We start from the raw sequence: 14,691 nt of genomic DNA, 5'->3' as shown, positions 1-14,691 counted from the left end.
CTCGTCCGCCCGCCCGCCAGACGGAGACACAGATGCCTTTCGAGCCAACAGACTACCTGCCCTATGATTTCGCCAACCGCCGCCACATCGGCCCATCGCCCGAGGAAATGGACCAGATGCTGACGGTGGTGGACGCGCCCAGCCTTGAGGCGCTGATCGACGACACGGTGCCGCGCAGCATCCGGCAGGAAAAGCCGCTGGATTTCGGCAAGCCGAAATCCGAGCGCGAGTTGCTGTGGCACATGCGGCAGGTGGCGAAGAAGAATACCGTTCTGACCTCGCTGATCGGGCAGGGTTATCACGGCACGGTCACGCCCCCGGCGATCCAGCGCAACATCCTGGAAAACCCGGCCTGGTACACGGCCTATACGCCGTACCAGCCGGAAATCAGCCAGGGGCGGCTTGAGGCGCTGTTGAACTACCAGACCATGATCACCGACCTGACCGGGCTCGAGATCGCCAATGCCAGCCTGTTGGACGAATCGACGGCGGCGGCCGAGGCGATGACCATGGCGCAGCGCGTCGCGAAATCTAAGCTTAAGGCGTTCTTCATTGACGAAAACTGCCATCCGCAGAACATCGCCGTGATGAATACCCGTGCCGCCCCTCTTGGGATCGAGGTGATCGTGGGCGCGCCCGAGGCGCTGGAGGCCGACAAGGTGTTCGGTGCCGTGTTCCAGTATCCCGGCACGCACGGGCACGTGCGCGATTTCACCCCGCAGATGCAGGCGCTGCATGATGCCAAGGCGATCGGTATCGTCATCGCCGACCCGATGGCGCTATGCCTGCTCAAGGAACCCGGCGCGATGGGGGCCGATATTGCCGTCGGCAGCACGCAGCGCTTTGGCGTGCCCATGGGGTATGGCGGGCCGCACGCGGCCTATATGGCCTGCCGCGACGCCTACAAGCGCGCGATGCCGGGCCGTCTGGTGGGCGTTTCCGTCGACAGCCACGGCAACCGCGCCTACCGGCTGTCCCTGCAGACGCGCGAGCAGCATATCCGCCGCGAAAAGGCCACCAGCAACGTCTGCACCGCGCAGGCGCTGCTGGCGGTCATGGCGTCGATGTATGCGGTGTTTCACGGGCCAAAGGGGCTGAAGGCGATCGCGCAACGCATCCATCGCAAGACCGTGCGGCTGGCACGCGGGCTGGAAGCCGCCGGATTCGAAATCGAGCCGCAGGACGGTTTCTTTGACACCATCACGGTCGAGGTCGGGCTGTTCCAGCGCGGGGTGATCCAGGCGGCGGTCAAGGAAGGCGTGAACCTGCGCCGCGTCGGCAAAACCAAGGTCGGCATCACCTTTGACGAGGCGACCCGCCCGGCGGTGATCGAAGCGGTCTGGCGCGCCTTTGGCATCCAGCGCAAGGATGCCGATCTGGATGCGGACTACTGCCTGCCCGAGGCGCTGATCCGCTCCTCGGAGTACATGACCCACGGCGTGTTTCACATGAACCGGGCCGAGACGGAAATGATGCGCTACATGCGCCGTCTGGCCGACCGCGATCTGGCGCTGGACCGCGCGATGATCCCGCTGGGGTCGTGCACGATGAAGCTGAACGCCGCCGCCGAGATGATGCCGATCAGCTGGCCCGAGTTTTCCGACATGCATCCCTTTGCCCCCCTCGATCAGGCGCAGGGCTATACCCAGATGGTGCAGGACCTGTCGGAGAAACTGTGCGAGATCACCGGGTATGACGCCATGTCGATGCAGCCCAATTCGGGCGCGCAGGGTGAATATGCCGGGCTGCTGACCATCGCCGCATGGCATCGCGCGCAAGGGCAGGGTCATCGCAACATCTGCCTTATCCCGATGAACGCGCATGGTACCAACCCGGCCAGCGCACAGATGGTGGGCTGGACCGTGGTGCCGATCAAATCCTCGGCCAATGGCGATATTGATCTGGAGGATTTCCGTGCCAAGGCAGAGCAGCATTCCGACAACCTGGCGGGCTGCATGATCACCTATCCCAGCACCCATGGCGTGTTCGAGGAATCGGTCAAGGATGTCTGCCAGATCGTTCATGATCACGGCGGTCAGGTCTATATCGACGGGGCCAACCTGAATGCCATGGTGGGCCTGTCGCGCCCCGGCGATCTGGGGGGCGATGTCAGCCACCTGAACCTGCACAAGACCTTTGCCATCCCGCATGGCGGGGGTGGCCCGGGCATGGGCCCCATCGGCGTCAAGGCGCATCTGGCCGTGCATCTGCCGGGCCATCCCGAAACCGGCGGCGAGGCGGGGCCGGTCTCGGCGGCGCCCTTCGGCTCGGCCTCGATCTTGGCGATCTCGTGGGCCTATGTGCTGCTGATGGGGGGCGAGGGGATGACGCAGGCGACGCGTGTGGCGATCCTGAACGCCAACTACATCGCGCGGCGGCTGGAGGGGGCGTATGACGTGCTCTACAAGGGGCCGACGGGGCGCGTGGCGCATGAATGCATCCTCGACACCCGGCCCTTTGCCGACAGCGCGGGCATCACGGTGGATGACATCGCCAAGCGGCTGATCGATTGCGGATTCCATGCACCGACGATGAGCTGGCCTGTGGCCGGCACGCTGATGGTCGAACCCACCGAGTCCGAGACCAAGGCCGAGCTGGACCGGTTCTGTGACGCCATGCTGGCGATCCGCGCGGAAATCCGCGCCATCGAGGAGGGCCGGATGGATGCGGCGAACAACCCGCTGAAGCACGCGCCGCACACGATGGAGGATCTGGTGCGCGACTGGGATCGTCCCTACAGCCGCGAACAGGGCTGTTTTCCGCCGGGGGCCTTTCGCGTCGACAAGTACTGGCCGCCGGTCAACCGGGTGGACAATGCCTATGGCGACCGGCACCTGATCTGCACCTGCCCGCCGATGAGCGAGTATGCCGAGGCCGCGGAGTAAAAAAGTGGCGCGCCGCCAGACCGGGGCGCGCCACTTTTTGCGTGGTTCGGGTTTGCCCCGGCGGATGCCTCCGGCGGGAGTTTATCGGGCAAGATGAATGAAGGACCCGAGACCCCCGCAACGCCCGTGGTCTATGCCGCGGCGGTGTCCTGCAGCGGGTCCAGCACCTCGGCCACGGCGTCCCATGTGGCGGCGTCGGCGGCGGTCAGCAGGTAGCCTTGATTTTGCGCGATGGTGTAGTCGCTGCCATCCAGCATCTTCGCCGCGCCACCCGCGCGCTGGCAGATCAGCACGCCTGCCGCATGGTCCCAGGGGTTCAGCGTGCCCGACAGGATGAAATCGGCGTGGCCAAGGGCGGCCATGCGGTATTCATGGGCCGAGCAGCGCAGCGCATCGGTGCGGTTGAACGCGGTCAGCAGCGGGGCCAGGGTTTTCTGCACGCCCTTGGGCATCAGCGACATATGGGTAAAGCCGGACAGCCGTGCGATGGGGCCGCCCGAAGACATGGTCAGCACGGTCTTGCGCCCCGTGGCGCTGATGTGATGGGCGGGGCTGGTGTGATCGGCGATGACATAGTCATCGGCCAGCGGGTCATAAATCAGCCCGAACACCGGCCTGCCATAGCGGGTGGCGGCCAGGATCACGCCGAACACGCCCAGCCCGTGGGCGAAATTCCACGTCCCGTCTACCGGGTCGATGATGAAGGCCAGCTCCGCCTCTGCCGCCTTGTCGCGTAGCGACGGGTCATCCATCGCGGCCTCTTCACCGACGATCACGGCACCGGGAAACATGGCTGCCAGCCCGCGTGCGATCATCGCCTCGGCGGCGGTGTCGGCCTCGGTCACCAGATCGTCGGGGCGTGATTTGGTGGCGATCTGGCTGGTTGTCAGGCGGCGAAAGCGCGGCAGGATCTCGGTGCGGGCCGCGCGGCGGATGATGTTGATCAGGCTGGTCTGCTGGGCCGCACTCAGCGGGCCGGTGACGACGGCGGGCAGGTCTGGGGACATGGGGATTCGCCTCGGGTTTTCTGGGTCAGCCTTTGATTGCCAGCAGGCGGTCGGCATTGCAACGCGGGCAGTCGCGTCAAATCGGGACTCGAAAAAGAACAAAAGGGGAATATACTGGTGCATCATGTTTGCAGAGCTGTCCGCCACGTCGAATTTCACCTTTCTCACCGGGGCATCGCACCCCGAGGAGATGATGATGCGTGCCATGACGATGGGTCTGCCGGCGCTGGCGGTGGCCGATGAAAACAGCGTGGCGGGCATCGTGCGCGCCCATGCCCGCGCCCGTGATCTGGCGCGCGATCTGGAGGCGCGGCGCAGGGACGAGGCCGCCAATGGCGTGATCGGTCCGGGCCAGCCGGGGCGGCCCGCCCAAACCCCCGATCTGCGCGCGCCGCGGCTGATCCCGGCGGCCTGTCTGGTGCTGGAGTGCGGGCTGCGCCTGACCGCCCTGCCGCGGGACCGGCAGGGCTGGGCCAACCTGTGCCGTCTGCTGACAACGGGCCGTCTGCGCGCGCCCAAGGGGCAGTGCCTGCTGCGGCTGGACGATCTGTGGGAGCGCGCGCCGGGGCTGGAGCTGCTGCTGCACCCGCCGCGCACGCTGCTGTCGCCGCGCGGCGCGGACGGGTGGCTGCCGCAGGCGCAGCGGCTGACGCGCCGCCTTGGGCCGCAGATGCACCTGCTGATGCATCCCTGCTATGACGGGCAGGATGGCGCGCGGCTGGACGCGCAGGCGGCGCTGGCGGCGCGGCTGGGCCTGCGCACCGTGGCCTCGGCCCGGCCCATCATGCATCACGGCGCGCGGCGGCAACTGGCCGATGTGCTGGCCGCGATCCGGCAGGGCCGGCGCGTCGATCAGCTGGGCCGCGCCGCGCTGGCCAATGGCGAGCAGCGTCTGAGATCCGATGCCGAGATGCGGCGCATCTTCGCCGCGCATCCCGGCGCGGTGGATGCGGCGGGGGCGCTGGCGGCGCGGCTGACATTCTCGCTGGACGCGCTGCGCTATGACTACCCGTCCGAGGTGGCACCGGGTGAGACCCCCACCGGCCGTTTGCGCCGTCTGGCCGAGGCGGGGTTGCGCTGGCGCTATCCCCATGGCGCGCCCGACCGGGTGCGCGGCCTGCTGGACCATGAGCTGACCCTGATCGCCAAGCTGCGGTACGAGCCGTATTTTCTGACCGTGCATGACGTGGTGGCCTTTGCCCGGTCGCGCGGCATCCTGTGTCAGGGGCGCGGGTCGGCGGCCAATTCTGTGGTCTGCTACTGCCTTGGCGTCACCTCGGTTTCCCCCGAGATCGGCACGATGGTGTTCGAACGCTTCGTGTCCGAGGCGCGGGACGAGCCGCCGGATATCGACGTGGATTTCGAACACGAACGCCGCGAAGAGGTGATCCAGTGGATCTATGACCGCTATGGCCGCCACCGCGCGGGGCTGTGTGCCACGGTGATCCATTATCGCGGCAAGCGGGCGATCCGCGAGGTGGGCCGCGCGATGGGGCTGGCGCAGGACACGATTGCCACGCTGTCCTCGCAGCTGTGGGGGTTTTACGCCACCACGGGCACCGAGCCCCAGCGGCTGCGCGAAATCGGGCTGGACCCGAGCGACCCGCATCTGGCCCGCACCCTGCGGCTGATCGGGCAGATCATCGGCTTTCCCCGGCATCTGAGCCAGCATGTCGGCGGCTTCATCATGACCGAGGGGCGGCTGGACGAGCTGGTGCCGATCGAGAACGCCAGCATGGAGGATCGCACCGTCATCTGCTGGGACAAGGACGATATCGACACGCTGGGCATCCTCAAGGTCGATGTCCTGAGCCTTGGGATGCTGACCTGCATCCGCAAGGCGTTCGACCTTATGGCGGGGCATCACGGGCTGGATTACACGCTGGCCACCCTGCCGCCCGAGGATGCCCGCACCTATGACATGCTGTGCCGGGCCGACAGCGTGGGCGTGTTCCAGGTCGAATCCCGCGCGCAGATGAATTTCCTGCCGCGCATGCGCCCGCGCTGTTTCTACGATCTGGTGATCGAGGTGGCGATCATCCGGCCCGGCCCCATTCAGGGCGACATGGTGCACCCCTATATCCGCCGCCGCAACGGCGAAGAGCAGGTATCGTTCCCGTCGGATGCGCTGGGGGCGGTGCTGGGCAAGACGCTGGGCGTGCCGCTGTTTCAGGAGCAGGCGATGCAGATCGCCATCGTCGGCGCGGGGTTCACCCCGGACGAGGCGGACCGCCTGCGCCGTTCGCTGGCGACCTTCAAGAAACACGGCAACGTCAGCGAGTTTCGCGCGCGGTTCATGCGCGGGATGCGCGCGAATGGCTATGACGAGGATTTTGCAGACCGCTGTTTCAGCCAGATCGAGGGCTTCGGGTCTTACGGGTTTCCCGAAAGCCACGCCGCCAGCTTTGCGCTGCTGGTCTATGCCAGCGCCTGGATCAAGTGCCATCATCCCGGCATCTTTGCCTGCGCGCTGCTGAATAGCCAGCCGATGGGGTTCTATGCGCCCGCCCAGATCGTGCGGGATGCGCGTGAACACGGGGTCACGGTGCGCCCGGTCTGCATCAACGCCAGCTTCTGGGACAACGTGATGGAACCTGACGGGCAGGGCGGGCTGGCCCTGCGGCTGGGGTTTCGCCAGATAAAGGGGCTGGGCGAGGATGAGGCCGGGTGGATCGCGGCGGCGCGCGGCAATGGCTATCTGTCGGTCACGGATGTCTGGCGGCGGGCGGGGCTGGCCCCCGCGATGCTGGCGCGGCTGGCCGAGGCGGATGTGTTCGCCGGGCTTGGCCTGACCCGGCGCGAGGCGCTGTGGCAGGCCAGCGCGATCCGGTCGGCCAAACCGCTGCCGCTGTTCGAGGGCGACATGGACGGCGAGGCGATCGACGAGCCGCAGGCAAACCTGCCCGCGATGACCCTGGGCGAAGAGGTGGTCGAGGATTACGTCTCCACCCGGCTGAGCCTGCGCGCGCATCCGCTGGCGCTGCTGCGCGGTCTGCTGACCCCGCCCGAAGGTGCGGCGGTGGCCGCGGGGCCGGGCACGCGTCGTGCGCCCGACCTGTCAAGGATCAGCTATACAAAAGGCAACCCGGATTAGGCGGCGTCAGCGCAGGCGTCTTGGGCAGGTGGCCAGTTGCGCGTCGTAGATCACCGCGCGCTGTCCGACCTCGTCCGCGACGCGCATCAGCCAGCTTTTCACGGTGTAGCTGCGGCGCGAAAATCCGGTGTGCCCCTCGTGATAGGCCAAGTATTGATTACGCGCATCCGACAGGGAAATCCCGTTCCGCTCGCGCGATTTGGTCATGTACCAGCCCATGAAATCGGTGGCGTCGTCGATCCGGTCGCGCCGGGCGCTGCGGCGGCCGGTCTCGGTGCGGTATTCATCCCACGTGCCGTCCAGCGCCTGACTGTAGCCATAGGCCGAGCTTTGGCGGCCCATCGGGATCACCCCCAGGCTATAGCGGAACGGCGTGCGCGCGTTGCCGATGAATTTGCTTTCCTGATAGATCGTGGCCATCTGCACCGCCACGGGCACGCCCCACTTGCGCTGGGTCGCGGCAAAGGCACGGCCGTATTTCGGGCGCTCCGACAGGATCGCACAGGCGTTGTCAAGGTTGCGCGGTGCCGAAAAGTCCCCTCCTCCACAAGAGGCCAGGACCATCAACAATACCATTGCGCGAAGAAGTCTGCTCATCTGCCTCTCGCTTTTTTGTCTTTTTTTGCAGTCTATCGAAAAACCCTGTCGGGGGAAATCACGATTTGCGAACGGCAGGGGCTTTCCGCGTCGTCAGGCCCGGCACACAGAGTGTTTCCTTGATTCTCGGGCCGAAAAAGGGCATCTGTAAGCGTTGGACGAGAGGGGTCTTTCGGTATGGACGACATGGTGTTGAAAACACGGGCAAAATACAATCTGGGACAGGTGGTGCGCCACAAGAAGCATCCGTTTCGGGGCGTGGTTTTCGATGTCGATCCGCGGTTCAACAACACCGAGGAATGGTATCAGTCCATCCCCGAAGAGCTGCGCCCGTCCAAGGATCAGCCCTATTATCACCTGCTGGCCGAGAACGAGACCAGCTATTACATCGCCTATGTGTCCGAGCAGAACCTGCTGCCCGACACCTCGGGCGAGCCGGTGGACCACCCCGACATTCCCGACCTGTTCGGCCCCTACGAGGACGGGCAGTATCCGCTGCATTTCCAGTTGAACTGAACGCTGCGTGGGCAATCCGTAGGGTGGGTGCAAACCCACCCCGGGTGGCGATAGGTTGGCCGGGACGGTGGGTTTGCACCCGCCCTACGGGCCGGTTCCGGCCTCAGCTGTCCATCTTCAGCGCCGAGATGAACGCTTCCTGCGGGATGTCCACCTTGCCGAACTGACGCATCTTCTTCTTGCCGGCCTTTTGCTTGTCCAGCAGCTTGCGCTTGCGCGTGGCGTCGCCGCCGTAACATTTTGCGGTCACGTCCTTGCGCAGCGCGGCGATGGTTTCGCGGGCGATCACCTTGCCGCCGATGGCGGCCTGCACGGGAATCTTGAACATGTGACGTGGGATCAGGTCTTTCAGCTTTTCGCACATCGACCGGCCCCGCATTTCCGCGCGGTCACGGTGGACCATCATCGACAGCGCATCCACCGGCTCGTCATTCACCAGGATCGACATTTTCACCAGGTTGTCCTGCCGGTAGCCCATCAACTGGTAGTCAAAGCTGGCATAGCCCTTGGTGACCGATTTCAGCCGGTCGTAAAAATCGAACACCACTTCGTTCAGCGGCAGGTCATAGACCGCCATCGCGCGACCGCCCACATAGGTCAGGTCCTCTTGCAACCCGCGCCGGTCCTGGCACAGTTTCAGCACGTCGCCCAGAAACTCGTCGGGGACCAGGATGGTGGCCTTGATGCGCGGTTCCTCGACGAAATCGACGTTCGAGGGGTCGGGCATGTCGGCGGGATTGTGCAGGTCGATCTTGGTGCCGTCCTTCATGTGGACGTGATAGATCACCGAGGGCGCGGTGGTGATCAGCTCGATATCGTATTCGCGTTCGATCCTGTCGCGGATCACCTCGAGGTGCAAGAGCCCCAGGAAACCGCAGCGAAAGCCGAATCCCAGCGCGGCCGAGGTTTCCATCTCGTAGCTGAAAGAGGCGTCGTTCAACGCCAGTTTCTCGATCGCGTCGCGCAGGTCTTCGAATTGTGCGCTGTCCACCGGGAACAGGCCGCAGAAAACCACGGGCACCGAGGGTTTGAAGCCCGGCAGGGCGGTGTCGGTGCCCTTTTTTTCGTGCGTGATTGTGTCGCCCACCTTGGTGTCGCGCACCTGCTTGATCGAGGCAGTGATGAATCCGATCTCGCCGGGGCCAAGGCTGTCGACATTCTCCATCGCGGGGCGGAACACGCCGATCCGGTCGACGCCATAGCGCGCGCCGGTCTGCATCATGCGGATCTGGTCGCCCTTTTTCATGCGCCCGTCCATGATGCGCACCAGCACGACCACGCCCAGATAGCTGTCATACCAGCTGTCCACCAGCATCGCCTTGAGCGGTGCATCCTCGACCCCCCTGGGGGCGGGCAGGCGGTGCACGATGGCCTCCAGCGTTTCCTTGATGCCGACGCCGGTCTTTGCGCTGACCCGGATCGCATCCGAGGCGTCGATGCCGATGACATCCTCGATCTGTTCGGCCACGCGGTCGCAATCGGACGCGGGCAGGTCGATCTTGTTCAGGACTGGCACGATCTCGTGATTGGCGTCGATGGCCTGATAGACATTGGCCAGCGTCTGCGCCTCGACCCCCTGGGTGCTGTCGACGACCAGCAGCGATCCTTCGACCGCGCGCATCGAGCGGCTGACCTCGTAGGCGAAATCGACGTGACCGGGCGTGTCGATCAGGTTCAGCACGTATTGCTCGCCGTTCTCGGCGGTGTAATCCAGCCGCACGGTGTTGGCCTTGATGGTAATCCCGCGTTCGCGTTCGATGTCCATCGCGTCGAGCATCTGCTCTTTCATGTCGCGGCGCACGACAAGATCGGTGGACTGGATCAGCCGGTCGGCCAAGGTGGATTTACCATGGTCGATATGGGCCACGATCGAGAAGTTGCGGATGTGCGAAAGCGGTGTGTTCATGGCAACGCATATGCTGTGGAAACAGGGTGTGGTCAAGGTGGCGTGTGCATTGCCGATGGCCAGATTGCGCGTCGCCGCCGGATCACGCAGCGCGGCGTTGTCGGCGCCGGTGCAGCGCGTAAAGTGCGGGTGCCGCCAGATGGCGATAGCCCAGATCGGCCAGCCAATGCACCCCCGGCAGGCCGGTGACCCACGCCAGCCAGCGCCAGCCCGGCAGCCGCTCCCACAGCGCGCGAAACGCGTCCAGCCCTTCGAGGCGTGCGCCGTTCAATTCGACCCGGAAGCTTTGCGCGGCGGTGTCGCGGTCAAGGCCCCAGTCGGGCGCGGCCTCCAACCCGTCGATCTGCAAGGGCAGCCCGGTGCGATCCGCGATGCGGGCATATGAGGCCACTTCGCGCGAACAGATCGGGCAGGTGTCATTGTGCAGGATGCGGAGTTTTTCCATACGCCGAAGATAGGACGCGGGTGGCCGGGTCAAGGGCGGCACACTCTTCTCGGACCGATGTCAGGTCCGGTGTTGCGGGCTGACCCCTAGGTCCGCCGACCCCACAGGTCATACTCGCCGGCCTCGTCCACCTCGACCTTGACGATATCGCCCACGGCCAACCCCCCGGTGTCTTCGTCGATGAACAGGTTGCCGTCGATTTCGGGCGCGTCGGCCTTGGTGCGGCAGGTGGCGATGCCGTCCTCGTCGATGTCATCCACGATCACATCCATGTGCAGGCCGACCTTGGCGGCCAGCTTGGCCTCGGAGATCGCCTGCGCCTTTTGCATGAAGCGGTCCCAACGGTCCTGCTTTACCGCAGGGTCCACATGGTCGGGCAGGGCGTTGCTGCGTGCGCCTGCCACGTTCTCGTACTGAAAACAGCCCACGCGATCCAGTTGCGCCTCGTCCAGCCAGTCCAGCAGGGTCTGGAACTCTGCCTCGGTCTCGCCCGGGTAGCCCACGATGAAGGTGCTGCGCAGGGTGATGTCGGGGCAGATCGCGCGCCATTCGGCGATCCGGTCCAGCGTGCGTTCGGCATGGGCGGGGCGCGCCATGCGGCGCAGCGTGTCGGGATGGGCGTGCTGGAACGGCACATCCAGATAGGGCAGCACCAGCCCCCCCGAGTCTGAATGGGCCGTCATCAGCGGGATCAGGTCGCGCACATGCGGATAAGGATAGATGTAATGCAGCCGCACCCACGCGCCCAGCGACCCCAGATCGCGGGCCAGGTCGGTTATGTGGGCACGATGCCCCCGCTCGGTCGCGTGCTTGATGTCGGTGCCATAGGCCGAGGTGTCCTGGCTGATCACCAGCAGTTCCTTGACGCCGCTTTCCACCAGCTTTTCCGCCTCGCGCAGCACGGCATGGGCCGGACGGCTGGCAAGCCTGCCGCGCATGTCGGGGATGATGCAGAACTTGCACTTGTGGTTACAGCCCTCGGCGATCTTGAGGTAACTGTAGTGGCGCGGCGTCAGGCTGACGCCGCTGGCAGGCAGCAGGTCGATGAACGGATCGGGGCTGGGCGGCACGGCGGCATGGACCGCGTCCAGCACCTGTTCATACTGATGCGGGCCGGTCACGGCCAGAACGCGCGGGTGTGCGCCGGTGATGTAATCGGGCTCGGCCCCCAGGCATCCGGTGACGATCACGCGGCCATTCTCGGCCAGCGCCTCGCCGATGGCCTCCAGGCTTTCGGCCTTGGCGCTGTCCAGAAAACCGCAGGTGTTCACGATCACCGCATCGGCCCCGGCATAATCGGCGCTGATGCCATAGCCCTCGGCGCGCAGCCGGGTCAGGATGCGTTCGCTGTCGACCAGCGCCTTGGGACAGCCAAGGCTGACCATGCCGATGGTCGGCTGGCCATCGCGTTTCGTTTCCGAGACACGGGCGCGGGCAAGATCGGGGCGAAGGTCGGGTGGGTTCTGCATGGGCGGCGTGATACATCGGCGCGGCGGCAGGGGGAAGGGGATTGGACGCACCTGCATGCGGTCAATGTGCAACGAATAGGCGCGAGCAGTCTTTTTTGCCCTGCATTGCAGAAATTTCCTGCCCTATGTTAAAAAATCGGTTACACATTCACATATACAACTAGAGTAATAAATCTCCGGGCAGGTGAGTTCAAGTGACCAAACCCTTCAAGAAAGGCTGGGCCGAGCCGGTTCAGCTTCCACGCGGCACGACATGGCACCGTCAGGTGGCTGCCTTGTGCTGCAAGAAGGGCAAGGCCGGTCTGAAGGTGTTGTTGATCACCTCGCGCGATACCGGCCGGTGGATTTTGCCCAAGGGCTGGCCGATGGACGACCGCAGCGATCCGCAGGCCGCCCTGCAGGAGGCCTGGGAAGAGGCCGGGGTGAAAAAGGCCCGGATCAAGCACAAGCCGGTCGGGCATTTCGATTACTACAAGATCCTTTCGGGTGGCGTGCCCTTGCCGGTGCGCGCGCAGGTCTATCGCGTGAACGTCATTGCGATGGCCGACAAATACCCCGAGGTGGATGAACGCACCCGCAACTGGGTCACCCCGAAAGAGGCGGCAGAGTTGGTGGACGAGACCGATCTGAAGGCGCTGCTGCGCAAGCTGTAGGCCTTTGATCCGGTGGCTCCGGGTCGCGCTTGCGACCTGTGGCTTTCCTTTGTGACTCCGGGCTGGAATCTGCCGTGCGAATGGCGTGGACCATTGTCGCGCCCGGCCTGTTGGCGGTAAGGTTTGCGCAAATCGCAAGGGGGTTCGCATGCGCTGGCTTTTTCGCCTGATCGGGTTCGTCTTCGTGCTGGTGCTGGTCGCGGTGGTGTCGCTGTTTTTCCTGCCCGGCGACAGGATCGCCCGCATCGCCGCCCAGCAGATCGAGGCGCAGACGGGCCGCAGCGTGACCCTGTCGGGGGACACGCAGGTCAGCTTCTGGCCGGTCCTCGGCGTGGCCACCGGGCAGATGGCGATTGCCAATGCCGATTGGGCCGGTGACGCGCCGATGATGCAGGCCGACAGCCTGAAGCTGGGGGTGGACATGGCGGCCCTGATCGGCGGCAGTATCCGCATCACCGGCTTTGAGACCGTGAATCCTGTGATCCGGCTGCAGACCGCCGCCGACGGGCGCGCCAACTGGGAGGTGGGCGTCGAGGGCGTCAGCCCCTCGGGCGTGTCCGACGCCGCCCCCAACCCGCTGGCCCTGACGCTGGACCGGGCGGTGATCCGCAATGCCAGCGTGATCTACACCGACGGGGCAACCGGCACGACCAGCACCTATGAAGGCGTGGACTTCGACATGCGCTGGCCCGATGCGGCGGGGGCCGCCGATTTCGTGCTGGGCCTGCAACCGGGCAACACGCCGGTCGAGATCACCGCGACGGTGCAGAATTTCGGCGGGCTGTTCGATGGCACGCCGCAACCCATGAAGGCCAGCGCGCGGCTGGCGGGCGGCGAGGTCACGTTTGATGGCAAGGGCGGGCCGGGGCTGTTTGCCCAAGGTGCCCTGCGCGCCGATCTGCCCGACACCGGGGCTGCGCTGGCCGCGCTTGGCGTGCCAGGGGTCAGCGTGCCGCGCGGGCTGGGGCGGACGATGGATGTCTCGGCCAATCTGGACTTCAACGGCACAAGGGCGGTGCTGGACGACCTGCGCCTTGGGCTGGACAGCAATCGGCTGACCGGGGCGATCACCGTCGCGTTTAGCGATGTGCCGCGTGTGACCGGGCAATTGTCTGCCGGGGCGCTGGACCTGACGGCGCTTGCGGCATCGGATGGCGATGGGGCTGCTGGCGCGTCTGCCCCGGAGGTGGGTGCGGGGTGGTCGAAGACGCGGATCGATGCCAGCGGGCTGTCGGCGTTCGATGCCGATGTGTCCTTGTCGGCGCAATCGGTCGATCTGGGCCAGTTCGATCTGGGCGAAACCCGGGTGCGCGTGACCAATGACACCGCCCGCGCGGTGGTCGATATCGCGCGCATCGATGCCTATGGCGGGCGGATTGCGGGTGATTTCGTGATGAACAACCGCTCGGGCCTGTCGGTGGGCGGGCGGCTGCGCGCCGATGGCGTGGACATGCAGGCGTTGCTGACCGCCGCTGCCGGGATCGACCGCTTTCGTGCCACCGGCGAGGCGCGGGTGGAGTTTCTGGGCGTGGGTCAGACGCTGGACGCGATCATGCGCTCGCTGCGTGGTGATGGCGGGTTTTCCACCGGCAGGGGCGTGATCGAAGGGATCGACCTGGACCGGCTGATGCGCGGAGACATGGCCAGCGGCGGCACCACGGTGTTCGATACGACAAGTGCAAGTTTCACCATGGCGGGCGGCGTGCTGCGCAATGACGATCTGACCATGGCGTTGCCCTTTGCCCGTGCGACCGGTGCCGGGACGGTCGATCTGGGCGGTCAGGCCATCGACTATACCGTGACGCCCGTTTCGCTGACCGCGCGCGACGGGCGCGGGGTGTCGGTGCCGGTGCGGATTCGCGGGCCCTGGGCCGATCCGAAGATCACCATCGATCTTGAGAGTGCCGTGAAACAGAACTTTCAGGCCGAGATCGACGCCAGGGAGCAGCAGGTGCGCCAGCGGGTCGAGGATCGCGTGACCGAAGAGCTGGGCGTGCAGCGCCAAGACGGCCAGAGCGTCGAGGACGTGGTCAAGGACAAGGTCGAGGAAGAGCTGAAACGCGGGCTGCTGCCGCGCGACAAACAGGCTGAGAATCCAGCGTCAATCAGGATGAGAACG

Annotated in this window: 10 protein-coding genes; 5 read left to right on the top strand and 5 right to left on the bottom strand. The window is 65.5% G+C overall.

Going from position 1 to position 14,691, the window contains the following annotated elements; genetic code table 11:
• The first annotated feature begins 32 nt into the window (after positions 1-32).
• Positions 33-2,885 carry an aminomethyl-transferring glycine dehydrogenase gene (gene gcvP, locus ACFTOW_RS10305; protein WP_379915322.1) on the top strand — a complete coding sequence of 951 codons (2,853 nt, stop codon included), beginning with the start codon at positions 33-35 and terminating at the stop codon, positions 2,883-2,885.
• Between the two features lie 131 nt (positions 2,886-3,016).
• Here gcvP and ACFTOW_RS10300 read toward each other — a convergent pair whose 3' ends face one another.
• The gene (locus ACFTOW_RS10300; RefSeq protein WP_379915320.1) at positions 3,017-3,892 is read right to left on the bottom strand and encodes an inositol monophosphatase family protein; all 876 of its coding nucleotides are present in this window, start codon (positions 3,890-3,892) and stop codon (positions 3,017-3,019) included.
• Between the two features lie 124 nt (positions 3,893-4,016).
• On the opposite strand from ACFTOW_RS10300, the gene ACFTOW_RS10295 reads away from it, so the two are divergent.
• A complete protein-coding gene (locus ACFTOW_RS10295; protein WP_379915318.1) occupies positions 4,017-6,986 on the top strand; it encodes an error-prone DNA polymerase in 2,970 nt (989 codons plus the stop codon).
• Positions 6,987-6,992: 6 nt separating this feature from the next.
• Here ACFTOW_RS10295 and ACFTOW_RS10290 read toward each other — a convergent pair whose 3' ends face one another.
• Positions 6,993-7,583 (bottom strand): transglycosylase SLT domain-containing protein, encoded by a 591-nt coding sequence (locus ACFTOW_RS10290; RefSeq protein ID WP_379915316.1) that lies wholly within the window; start codon positions 7,581-7,583, stop codon positions 6,993-6,995.
• A 189-nt stretch (positions 7,584-7,772) separates the two neighbouring features.
• Here ACFTOW_RS10290 and hspQ point away from each other — a divergent pair, with 189 nt between their 5' ends.
• On the top strand, positions 7,773-8,099 hold the full coding sequence (hspQ, locus tag ACFTOW_RS10285; protein ID WP_379915412.1) for a heat shock protein HspQ: 327 nt from the start codon (positions 7,773-7,775) through the stop codon (positions 8,097-8,099).
• A 103-nt stretch (positions 8,100-8,202) separates the two neighbouring features.
• Here the strand turns inward: hspQ and lepA are convergent, their stop codons facing one another.
• From lepA to rimO, 3 genes are all read right to left on the bottom strand, one after another.
• The gene (lepA, locus tag ACFTOW_RS10280) at positions 8,203-10,005 is read right to left on the bottom strand and encodes a translation elongation factor 4 (protein ID WP_379915314.1); all 1,803 of its coding nucleotides are present in this window, start codon (positions 10,003-10,005) and stop codon (positions 8,203-8,205) included.
• An 82-nt stretch (positions 10,006-10,087) separates the two neighbouring features.
• On the bottom strand, positions 10,088-10,450 hold the full coding sequence (locus ACFTOW_RS10275; RefSeq protein WP_379915312.1) for a thiol-disulfide oxidoreductase DCC family protein: 363 nt from the start codon (positions 10,448-10,450) through the stop codon (positions 10,088-10,090).
• A gap of 86 nt (positions 10,451-10,536) precedes the next feature.
• Positions 10,537-11,919: a 30S ribosomal protein S12 methylthiotransferase RimO gene (rimO, locus tag ACFTOW_RS10270; RefSeq protein WP_379915310.1), complete on the bottom strand. Its 1,383-nt coding sequence runs from the start codon at positions 11,917-11,919 to the stop codon at positions 10,537-10,539.
• 194 nt (positions 11,920-12,113) lie between these two features.
• Between rimO and ACFTOW_RS10265 the strand changes: the two genes are divergently transcribed.
• Positions 12,114-12,572: an NUDIX hydrolase gene (locus tag ACFTOW_RS10265; RefSeq protein WP_379915308.1), complete on the top strand. Its 459-nt coding sequence runs from the start codon at positions 12,114-12,116 to the stop codon at positions 12,570-12,572.
• Positions 12,573-12,720: 148 nt separating this feature from the next.
• Positions 12,721-14,691: AsmA family protein (locus ACFTOW_RS10260; protein WP_379915306.1), on the top strand; the 1,971-nt coding region annotated here is incomplete at its 3' end.

The organism is Lacimonas salitolerans, from assembly GCF_042677865.1.
Classification (GTDB): Bacteria; Pseudomonadota; Alphaproteobacteria; order Rhodobacterales; family Rhodobacteraceae; genus Lutimaribacter; species Lutimaribacter salitolerans.
The sequence above is the reverse complement of the archived record's forward strand: the minus strand, read 5'-3'. Positions and strand labels throughout refer to the sequence as shown.